This is a genomic window from Thalassospira profundimaris WP0211, from assembly GCF_000300275.1.
GTDB lineage: Bacteria > Pseudomonadota > Alphaproteobacteria > Rhodospirillales > Thalassospiraceae > Thalassospira > Thalassospira profundimaris.
On the sequence record NZ_AMRN01000007.1, the window covers coordinates 274005 to 284540 of the forward strand.

10 protein-coding genes and 1 tRNA gene are annotated in these 10536 nt (G+C 54.8%); 1 reads left to right on the forward strand and 10 read right to left on the reverse strand.

The genetic code is table 11. The features are described from left to right. Positions 1-4: 4 nt before the first annotated feature. The 9 genes from nuoH to TH2_RS14725 form a co-directional block, all read right to left on the reverse strand. Positions 5-1018 (reverse strand): NADH-quinone oxidoreductase subunit NuoH, encoded by a 1014-nt coding sequence (gene nuoH, locus TH2_RS14685; RefSeq protein WP_008891224.1) that lies wholly within the window; start codon positions 1016-1018, stop codon positions 5-7. A gap of 87 nt (positions 1019-1105) precedes the next feature. Beyond that, complete coding sequence (gene nuoG, locus TH2_RS14690) at positions 1106-3166, reverse strand: NADH-quinone oxidoreductase subunit NuoG (protein ID WP_008891225.1); 2061 nt, start codon at positions 3164-3166, stop codon at positions 1106-1108. Positions 3167-3193: 27 nt separating this feature from the next. Further along, positions 3194-4474, reverse strand: coding sequence for an NADH-quinone oxidoreductase subunit NuoF (gene nuoF / locus TH2_RS14695; protein ID WP_008891226.1), 1281 nt, complete (start codon positions 4472-4474; stop codon positions 3194-3196). 1 nt (position 4475) lies between these two features. Next, positions 4476-5138, reverse strand: a complete 663-nt coding sequence (gene nuoE, locus TH2_RS14700; RefSeq protein ID WP_008891227.1) for an NADH-quinone oxidoreductase subunit NuoE — start codon at positions 5136-5138, stop codon at positions 4476-4478. Then, entirely contained in the window at positions 5135-6313 is a 1179-nt protein-coding gene (locus TH2_RS14705) for an NADH-quinone oxidoreductase subunit D (protein ID WP_008891228.1), read from the reverse strand. The genes nuoE and TH2_RS14705 overlap by 4 nt, the downstream gene beginning before the upstream one ends. Beyond that, positions 6313-6942 (reverse strand): NADH-quinone oxidoreductase subunit C, encoded by a 630-nt coding sequence (locus TH2_RS14710; RefSeq protein WP_008891229.1) that lies wholly within the window; start codon positions 6940-6942, stop codon positions 6313-6315. Before TH2_RS14710 ends, TH2_RS14705 begins: the two co-directional genes overlap by 1 nt. Before the next feature lie 19 nt (positions 6943-6961). Beyond that, positions 6962-7504, reverse strand: coding sequence for a NuoB/complex I 20 kDa subunit family protein (locus tag TH2_RS14715; RefSeq protein WP_040823994.1), 543 nt, complete (start codon positions 7502-7504; stop codon positions 6962-6964). Beyond that, on the reverse strand, positions 7495-7860 hold the full coding sequence (locus TH2_RS14720; protein ID WP_008891231.1) for an NADH-quinone oxidoreductase subunit A: 366 nt from the start codon (positions 7858-7860) through the stop codon (positions 7495-7497). The genes TH2_RS14715 and TH2_RS14720 overlap by 10 nt, the downstream gene beginning before the upstream one ends. Positions 7861-8144: 284 nt before the next feature. Next, a tRNA-Asp gene (locus TH2_RS14725) sits at positions 8145-8221 on the reverse strand. A 311-nt stretch (positions 8222-8532) separates the two neighbouring features. On the opposite strand from TH2_RS14725, the gene fliG reads away from it, so the two are divergent. Next, positions 8533-9552, forward strand: a complete 1020-nt coding sequence (gene fliG / locus TH2_RS14730) for a flagellar motor switch protein FliG (RefSeq protein WP_008891232.1) — start codon at positions 8533-8535, stop codon at positions 9550-9552. Positions 9553-9673: 121 nt separating this feature from the next. On the opposite strand, the gene TH2_RS14735 is transcribed toward fliG, so the two are convergent. Beyond that, complete coding sequence (locus TH2_RS14735) at positions 9674-10354, reverse strand: hypothetical protein (RefSeq protein WP_193386509.1); 681 nt, start codon at positions 10352-10354, stop codon at positions 9674-9676. Between the last annotated feature and the right edge of the window lie 182 nt (positions 10355-10536).

Consider the following 10536-nt stretch of genomic DNA (forward strand, 5'->3'; position numbering starts at 1 on the left):
GCGATCAGGCCGGGACCTTGTCAAAAACAACGAGGAACGTGGCAACCAGCATGACCCATGCGAAGGACAGCGGCAGGAAGATTTTCCAGCCCAGACGCATCAGTTGGTCATAACGGTAACGCGGGAAGGTTGCACGGACCCACAGGAAGATGAACAGAACGAAGCAGATCTTGATGATGAACCAGATTGCGCCCGGGATGAATTCGAGGAACGGCAACGGCGCGCTCCAGCCACCCAGGAACAGAATGGCGCACAGGCCACTCATCAGGATCATGTTCGCGTATTCACCCAGGAAGAACAGCGCAAAGGTCATCGCCGAATAGTCGACGTTATAACCCGAGACCAGTTCGGCTTCCGCTTCGGGAAGGTCAAACGGTGCGCGGTTGGTTTCTGCCAGAATGGATACGATGAAGACGATGAACATCGGGAAGTGATAAACGAAGTTCCACTCCCAGATACCACCGACCTGCCCGCGGACAATGTCGCTGAGATTCAGCGAACCGGTCGTCAGCAGAACCGAGATGATGATCAGGCCAATCGAAATCTCATACGAAACCATCTGGGCGCCGGAACGCAGCGCACCAAGGAAGGCGTATTTGGAGTTCGATGCCCAACCGGCCATCACGATACCGTAAACACCCAGCGAAGAAATCGCGAAGATGTAAAGAATACCGACATTCAGATCGGCCAGAACCATACCCTCGTCGAACGGAATAACCGCCCAGGCAATGATTGCCAGAATAAAGGTCAGCATCGGGGCGATGATGAACACGCCCTTGTTCGCGCTGCTCGGAATGATTGTTTCTTTCAGAAACAGCTTCAAACCATCGGCAAGCGGCTGCAGAAGGCCAAACGGCCCCACAACGTTCGGGCCCTTACGGAGCTGAATAGCACCGATGACCTTACGCTCGGCGTAGGTCAGATAGGCGACAGCACCCAGCAACGGCAGGACAATCGCCAGAATTTTGGCGACGATCCAGACGAGCGGTTCAATATATCCGTCCCAAAGAAGTTCCATCGGTCAAACCGTATCTTTTGCGTTTCGTCCCAAAATTGGGACACCCCCTTGCGGGATGAGCGACGATCAGATCGTCGCTCCCCTTACTCAGGCAACCTTCTCGGCAGCCGCATCCTTGACAAAGGCCTCAGTACATTTGGCCATCGTCACCGAAGCACGGCTGATCGGGTCGGTCATATAGAAATTGCGAACCGGCGATACGAAGCCATCAGACTTCATGTCACCTGACACACCGAAATCGGTCCATTCTGCCTTGGTCGGAACGTTCAGCGACGCAAAGGTCGGGCTGAGTTCCACCATACGCGAGCGAACGGCATCGATATTGTTGTATGGCAGGGTCAGATCCAGCGCACCGGAAAGTGCACGAACAATCGCCCAGTCCTCACGCGCGTCACCAACCGGGAAGATCGCACGCCAGCCCTGCTGGGCGCGGCCTTCGGTGTTGACATAGGTGCCATTCTTTTCCGTGTAAGCAGCACCCGGCAGGATCACGTCGGCTGCCTGTGCACCGGCATCGCCCATCGCACCCTGGTAAATGACAAATGCCTTTTCCAGTTTGCTCATGTCGACTTCGTCGGCACCGAGAAGATAGACAACCTCGATATCGCCTTTGGCAGCACCATCGAGAATGTCATTGGTTACCAGACCGCCCTCACCCGGCACGAAGCCAAGATCAAGGCCGCCAACACGTGATGCCGCAGTGTGCAGAACGTTAAAGCCGTTCCATTCACCGGAAACCATGCCGTATTTCTCGGCAATGGCGCGGGTGGCAGCAAGAACCGCGTCACCGTCTTCACGGTTAAGCGCGCCCATACCGACAATGATCATCGGCTTTTCAGAAGCCTTGAGAACCTTGGCGAACTCGTTCTTGCCATCCAGGATTTCGTGGAGGGTTTCCGGACCGGCACCAAGATAATCGTTCTTGTAGGTCGGATCCCACTTTTCACCAATGATGCCGACCTTGAAATCGCCAGCTGTCGTGCGCCAGCGTTTGCGCAGACGGGAATTGATGATCGGCGCTTCGGCACGAACATTGGCACCAACGATCAGGCAGGCATCTGCCTCGTCAATACCGGCAATCGTGCTGTTGAAGATATAGGAGGCACGCGGACCACCGATCTTCGATCCGTCCTGTCGGCAATCAAGGTTCGGCGAACCAAGTTTACCCATCAGATCTTTCAGCGCGGTCATCGATTCACAATCGACCGTGTCACCCGCAAGAGCGGCAATTTTCTTGCCATCCAGGCCAGAAACCTTTGCCTTGATCGCAGCAAATGCTTCGTCCCAGCTTGCCGGCTGCAGCTTGCCATCCTTGCGAACATACGGACGGTCAAGGCGCTGACGTTTCAGGCCATCAATGGCGTAACGGGTTTTGTCCGAAATCCATTCTTCGTTGATGTCTTCGTTGGTGCGCGGCAAAACGCGCATCACTTCGCCGGTACGGGCATCGATACGAATGTTCGAGCCAACCGCGTCCATGACATCGACGCTATCAGTTTTCTTGAGCTCCCACGGACGCGCGGTAAAGGCATACGGCTTGGAGGTCAGAGCACCGACCGGGCACAGGTCAACCAGGTTGCCTGAAAGCTCGGAGTTGATGGAGGCTTCGATATACGGTCCGACTTCGGTGTCCTCGCCACGGTAAACAGCACCCATGGTGCCGACACCGGCGACTTCCTCGGAGAAGCGAACGCAACGGGTGCAGTGGATGCAACGGGTCATGATCGTTTTGACGATCGGGCCCAGTTCCTTGTCCTTTACCGCACGTTTTTTCTCGGCGTAACGTGACGAGTCAAAACCATAGGCCATGGCCTGGTCCTGAAGATCACATTCACCACCCTGGTCACAAATCGGGCAATCCAGCGGGTGGTTGATCAGCAGGAATTCCATCACGCCGTTGCGTGCCTTTTTCACAAGGTCGGAATCGGTTTTGATCACCATTCCATCTGCCGCAGGCATGGCGCAGGATGCGACCGGTTTCGGCGCACGTTCCATTTCCACCAGACACATACGGCAGTTGCCGGCGATTGACAGGCGTTCGTGATAGCAGAAACGCGGGATTTCCTTACCGGCCTCTTCACAGGCCTGAAGGACTGTCGCCCCGGCTTCTACTTCAACTTCAATACCGTCAACTGTTAGTTTCGGCATGTCTCAATCCCTCTCAACAGGCCTCTCTCAGGCCGCGATCCGTGCGCGATATTCCTTGATCCGACGTTCCATTTCGGGACGGAAGTGACGGATAAGGCCCTGAATCGGCCATGCAGCAGCATCGCCAAGCGCACAAATGGTGTGGCCTTCGACCTGTTTGGTCACATCCCACAACAGATCAATCTCATCGAGCGTGGCTTCGCCGCGAACCATGCGCGTCATCATGCGCATCATCCAGCCGGTACCTTCACGGCACGGCGTGCACTGACCACAGCTTTCATGCTTGTAGAATTCCGACAGACGCGCGATCGCGTAGACAATGTCAGTCGACTTGTCCATGACGATGACAGCAGCGGTCCCAAGACCGGAGCCGACTTCACGCAGACCGTCAAAGTCCATCAGAACGTCATCACAGACGTCTTTGGGCATCAGCGGAACAGATGAACCGCCCGGAATAACCGCAAGAAGGTTGTCCCAGCCGCCGCGAACGCCGCCGCAATGCTTTTCGATCAGTTCCTTGAGCGGGATGCTCATGGCTTCTTCGACAGTGCACGGCTTTTCAACGTGACCGGAAATGGCAAACAATTTGGTGCCGTGGTTGTTTTCACGGCCAAACCCGGCGAACCACGAACCGCCACGACGCAGAATGGTCGGAACAGCAGCAATCGATTCGACGTTGTTCACCGTGGTCGGGCAACCGTAAAGGCCTGCGTTCGCCGGGAACGGCGGTTTCAGGCGCGGCTGACCCTTTTTACCTTCGAGGCTTTCGATCAGGGCGGTTTCTTCGCCACAGATGTAAGCACCGGCACCGAGATGCAGGTAAAGGTCAAAGTCCCAACCCGAACCACAGGCGTTTTTACCGATCAGACCAGCTTCATAAGCCTCGTCAATCGCGCGCTGCAGGTTGGATGCCTCGTGATAGAATTCACCACGGATATAAATATAGGCCGCATGCGCATTCATCGCGAAGCTGGCCAGAAGGCAACCTTCGACCAGAGTGTGCGGATCATTGCGCATGATTTCGCGGTCTTTACAGGTCCCCGGCTCGCCTTCGTCGGCATTGACGACAAGGTAGCTCGGACGACCATCGGATTCCTTGGGCATGAAGGACCATTTGAGGCCGGTCGGGAAGCCTGCGCCCCCACGACCACGCATACCGGATGCTTTCATCTCATCGATGATCCAGTCGCGGCCTTTTTCGATCAATGCCTTGGTACCATCCCAGTTGCCACGGGACTGCGCGCCTTTAAGGCCGAAATCCTGGAAACCATACAGGTTGGTAAAGATACGATCCTTATCCTGCAGCATATCAGGCGTCCCCTTCGCTTGCATCAGCATCCTGCGGGGCTGCGCCGCAGCCACAGAATGCCTTCAGAACCTTCGGACCATCGATCGGCTCGCACCCTTTGCGGCCGCTCTGCGGACCGGCTTTCGGCTTCTCGCCCTTTTTGAGGACATCGAGGATGGCCTTGGTCGTTTCCGGCGTCAGGTCTTCGTAATAATCGTCGTTGATCTGCATCATCGGTGCGTTGACACACGCCCCAAGGCATTCGACTTCGATCATGGTGAACTGACCGTCTTCGGTGGTTTCACCAACGCCAATGCCGAGTTCCTTTTTGCAGGTATCGACAACGTCGGCAGAACCGCGAAGCCAGCACGGCGTCGTGGTGCAAACCTGGATGAAGTTCTTACCCACCGGGGCAAGGTTATACATCGTATAGAAGGTTGCGACCTCGTAGACGCGAATGGCCGGCATTTCGAGCATGTCGGCAATGTAATCCATTGCGACGGTCGGAACCCAGTTACCTTCGGTCTGACGCTGTGCCAGATCAAGCAGCGGCATGACCGCGCTCTGCTGGCGGCCTTCCGGATACTTGGCGATGATCTTCTTTGCCTTTTCCTGATTTTCAGGCGTGAAAGCAAAGCTGGTCGGCTGAAGCTCTTTCGGAGCTGGTCTTCTCAAATGGCTCATCGGTCAATCTCACCGAACACGATATCTAGCGACCCGATATTGGCAACGACGTCGGCCAGCATGTGACCTTTGGACATGAAGTCGATGCCTTGGAGGTGCGGGAACCCCGGGGCGCGGATTTTGCAGCGATACGGACGGTTCGAGCCATCCGAAACAAGATACACACCAAACTCGCCTTTCGGTGCCTCGACCGTGGCATAGCATTCCCCGGCCGGTACGTGGAAACCTTCAGTGAAGAGTTTGAAGTGGTGAATAAGGGCTTCCATCGAACGCTTCATTTCGGCGCGCGACGGCGGTGCCACTTTGTTGTTTTCAACAATGACAGGGCCATCCGGCATATTTTTGATGGCCTGCTTGATGATTTTCAGCGACTGCCACATTTCCTCGAAACGGACAAGGAAGCGGTCATAGCAATCGCCGTTCTTGCCGACAGGAATGTCGAAGTCGAATTCTTCGTAAGAGTCATAGGGCTGCGATTTGCGCAGATCCCACGCCAGACCCGATGCACGGATGTTCGGACCGGTGAAACCCCAGTCAAGGGCCTCTTCGGCGCTTACGATACCGATATCAACCGTACGCTGTTTGAAGATACGGTTGCCGGTCAGAACGCGGTCGAAGTCTTTCATAAAGATTTCGTACTGGTCTGCCCATGCGTCGATATCATCAAGCAAGCCTGCCGGAAGATCGGCAGCAACGCCACCCGGACGGAAGTAGTTGGCGTGAAGACGGGCGCCACAGGCGCGCTCATAGAATTCCATGAGCTTTTCACGTTCTTCAAAGCCCCACAGAAGCGGGGTCATCGCACCAACGTCCAGTGCAAACGCGGTGAGGTTCAAAATGTGGTTCAGAATACGACCGATTTCCGCATAAAGAACACGGATATACTGCGCACGCTTGGGCACTTCGACGCCCATCAGCTTTTCGATGGCCAGGCAATATGCATGTTCCTGGTTCATCGGTGCGACATAGTCGAGACGGTCGAAATACGGAGTTGCCTGAATATAGGTCTTATATTCGATCAGCTTTTCCGTACCACGGTGCAGAAGACCAATATGCGGGTCGGAACGTTCGACGACTTCGCCGTCCATTTCCAGAACCAAACGCAGAACGCCGTGCGCCGCAGGGTGCTGCGGGCCGAAGTTCATGGTCATGTTTTTGATTTTTTGTTCGGACATCAGGCGTTGCCCTCCGCCTTTTCATCACCCGGAAGAACATGCTGGATGCCTTCCCATGGGCTTTCGAAATCGAAATTACGGAAATCCTGAACCAGTTTGACCGGCTCGTAGACAACACGCTTCTGTTCGTCGTCATAACGCACTTCGACATACCCGGTCAGCGGGAAGTCCTTGCGCAGCGGATGACCTTCAAAACCGTAATCGGTCAGAATACGGCGGGGATCCGGATGACCGGCGAAGAAGATACCGTACATGTCCCACGCTTCGCGCTCGAACCAGTCGGCGGCGCTGAACAGCGAAACACAGCTTGGTACCGGGGTGTCTTCGTCAGTACGGACCTTCACACGAATGCGCAGGTTATGCTTCAGAGACAGCAGGTGATAGACGACGTCAAAACGCTCAATGCGTTCCGGGTAGTCCGCACCACAAACATCAATCAGCTGCTTGAACAAGCAGCCGGTATCATCCCGAAGGAAGGTCAGAACTTTAAGGATATCATCGCGCTTGGCGACGATGGTCAGCTCGCCGTAACGAATCTCGCTTTCGAGAATTTCGTTGGCCAGCTGTGACGCCACCAGATCTTTCAGATCTTTCAAAGCAGCGCTGTTATCGCTGAGCAGTTCGCTCATGCAAGCCCCCTATTACGGATCAGCGTGTCAGGACACCGGTACGGCGGATTTTCTTTTGCAGCTGCATCACGCCGTAAATCAGCGCTTCGGCTGTCGGCGGGCACCCGGGAACGTATACGTCCACCGGCACAACACGATCACAACCGCGCACCACCGAATAAGAATAGTGATAGTAACCGCCGCCATTGGCGCACGAGCCCATCGAAATAACCCAGCGCGGCTCTGCCATCTGGTCATAGACCTTGCGCAGTGCCGGGGCCATTTTGTTGGTCAGGGTACCAGCAACGATCATCACGTCCGACTGACGCGGGCTTGGGCGGAAAACCAGACCATAACGGTCAAGGTCATACCGCGACGCCGCCGAATGCATCATCTCAACAGCACAGCAGGCCAGACCGAAAGTCATCGGCCACAAGGAACCGGTGCTTGCCCAGCTTGCGAGTTTATCGAGATTGGCAAGGACAAAGCCCTTGTCGTTCATCTCGTCAAACACGCCCTTAAGCATTGCATCCTGATCCGAACCGGGTGCCAGGGGTGCGCCTGAGTTGGTGCTCACTCCCATTCCAAAGCTCCCTTCTTCCATTCGTAGATAAAGCCGACCGTCAAAACAGCCAGGAAGATCACCATCGATACAAAGCCGAATGTTCCGATATCACCGAGGGTTACAGCCCACGGGAACAGGAAGGCGACTTCGAGGTCGAAAATAATGAACAAGATTGCGACCAGATAGAACCGAACGTCGAACTTGATGCGCGCGTCTTCGAACGGCGCAAACCCGCATTCGTATGCGGACAGTTTCTCGACATCCGGTGCCTGCTTGGCAAGAACCAGCGACGCGATGACGATTACCGCCGAAAGACCGACGGCGATCCCGATGAACACCAGGATCGGAAGATATTCCGAAAGAAGCTCTTGCATCTCTCTGACCTCTCAAGAACAGGCCTTTTGACCCGACCAGGTCCCCACCTGGCCAATTACGGCGCACCATAACGTATGCACCGCACAAGTTCCAGTCCCCAAGCACGTTGAACATGCTCTAAGACCGGAAACTTTCTAATCTTTTTACCGTTTACTATCGTCCGATATCGGGCTGGACGTCGAGATGATCAAGACCCAATCGTGCGAAGCAGCATTAGCAACACAAGAAAAGGCGACCGCGGAAAAGACAATTCGCCCTAAAAAAGACAACAGATGATGGATCATGGCGCGAGCGACGAGACTTGAACTCGCGGCCTCCGGCGTGACAGGCCGGCGCTCTAACCAACTGAGCTACGCCCGCAAAATGACCATCAATCGGCGCGCCTTTGTTAGACCACCCCCCAAACCAAGTCAAGCAGCTAGCAACGATTTCAACCCATTCGACAATTGCGCCCGCAAACATCACCCGCTGCGGGGTAATTTGGCCCCGAAATTGTACGGCATTAATCAATTTTGTACATTTAGGGCGCTTTATACCGATGGGGCTTTGCAAAGGGGTGTCGGCTTTTATAGAATTGTTGACAAATAACCCCTATCTTACGGTGCGATAGAGGCAGGTTCGGGCGTCAGGTTCCACCCCGAACAGAGTCATTACGACGGAGAAGACCACCCGTGGGGCGCGTAAAAGAAGAATACAGATCACTGGCCGGACCTGAAAAGGCAGCGATTCTCATGCTTGCTCTTGGGGAAGAGCACGCAACCAAGATGTTCAGCATGATGGATGACGAGGAAATCAAAGAGATTTCCCAAACCATGTCGAGCCTGGGTACGATCAACTCTAATATCGTTGAGCGCCTTTTCGTCGAATTCGCTGACCAGCTTTCTTCAACCGGGTCACTGGTCGGTTCGTTTGATACCACCGAACGCCTGCTTTCCAAGGTACTGCCAGAAGACCGCGTGAACGGCATCATGGAAGAGATCCGCGGTCCTGCGGGTCGTACCATGTGGGACAAGCTCAACAACGTGAACGAAGCGGTTCTGGCGAACTACCTTAAAAACGAATATCCGCAAACCGTCGGTGTGGTTCTGTCCAAACTCAAACCCGCACATTCTGCGTCGGTTCTGTCTCTTTTGCCGGAAAACTTCTCGATGGAAGTCATCATGCGTATGCTGCGCATGGAAGCGGTTCAGAAAGAAGTTCTCGATAACATTGAAAAGACGCTGCGCACCGAGTTCATGTCGAACCTTGCGCGCGGTTCGCGCGGTGACAACCACGAACTGATGGCGGATATCTTCAACAGCCTGGACCGCCAAAGTCAGGACAGATTTCTTACTGCGCTCGAAGAACGCAACCGTGATTCGGCCGAGAAGATCAAAGCCCTTATGTTCACCTTCGAAGACCTTGCGCGGCTTGACAACAACGGCGTTCAGACGCTGCTGCGTCAGGTCGAAAAGGACAAGCTTGCCCTGGCCCTGAAAGGGTCGACCGATCAGATGCGCGACCTGTTCTTCAAGAACATGTCCGAACGTGCCGGCAAGATGATGAAGGAAGATATGGACGCGCTTGGCCCGGTCCGTCTGTCAGACGTCGAAGAGTCGCAGATGATGATCGTCCAGCTGGCCAAGGAACTGGCCGCACAGGGCCAGATCGTCATTTCCGAAGGCGGTGCCGAAGACGAAATGGTCTTCTAGAGCCAAACAAAATGCCGCAACAGCACAAACACCAAAGGGACAGCCAACGCTGTCCCTTTTTTCGTTCGTCAGGCGCGATCAGATGGGGGAATATCCCACAAGCTAAGCCAACTACCCTGCCCTAGCCCAGAATGACGTTAGGGACCGGATCAGAGATCGACTGAATTTCCCAGCGCAGGCGGTTCTGACCGTTGATTTCACGGAATTCTGCCGCGTTGTGGCTGCGCACCCCTGCGGTCGTGCGGACCTCGATCTTACCGGTCATCTGGTAACCGAGTGCAGTCAGGCGGTCCTGATACTGATCAGGGACGAAGCCGCCCCGAATTTCAACGGTGTTTCGCTCTGAATTAAAGAACATTTCCAGTATGCGCGATTGCCGGCGGACAAAGACGAAGCTTTTTTCGCGCATGATGTTGCCACGCTTTTCATAGACCATGTTAAACACGCCGCGCCCGGTATAGGTCAGCTGTCTTACAGCCGAATCGCGCTTGAGATCTGCCAGAACCTTGGCGACCTTTTCCTTTTCACCCTCCGCATCCAGGCTCTTGTCCAGAAGGCCTTGGGTAATGTTTGGCTGTACCAGCAAACCGCGGTAGCTCAGCCGGTAATCGCCATTACGCTCCATGGACAGATCAATGGTGAAGGCCTCCGGCAAATAGCAGCTGGCAAGCATCAGTGGCAAACATAGAACGATCAGAACCTGTCGGCATATCGACCATGTTTGACGCGCGAAGCGCTTTGACATTGCTGCCGGGCTGATACGCTCAGGGCCAGACGGATGGCGGGCCGGATTGCTGTTCATCTTGAAGGTTCCGATTCTCTTGACCATGGCATCAACAGTGCCTGTCTGCCGACCAAGCGTCAACTTATACAAGCCCCTGTCCGAAGGACGATATGGGGAAGCAAAGCAACTGCTTACAGGAGGTCTGGATACGCAAAATCCGGAAACGAAAAAAGGCAGCCTTTAGGGCTGCCTTTATCATG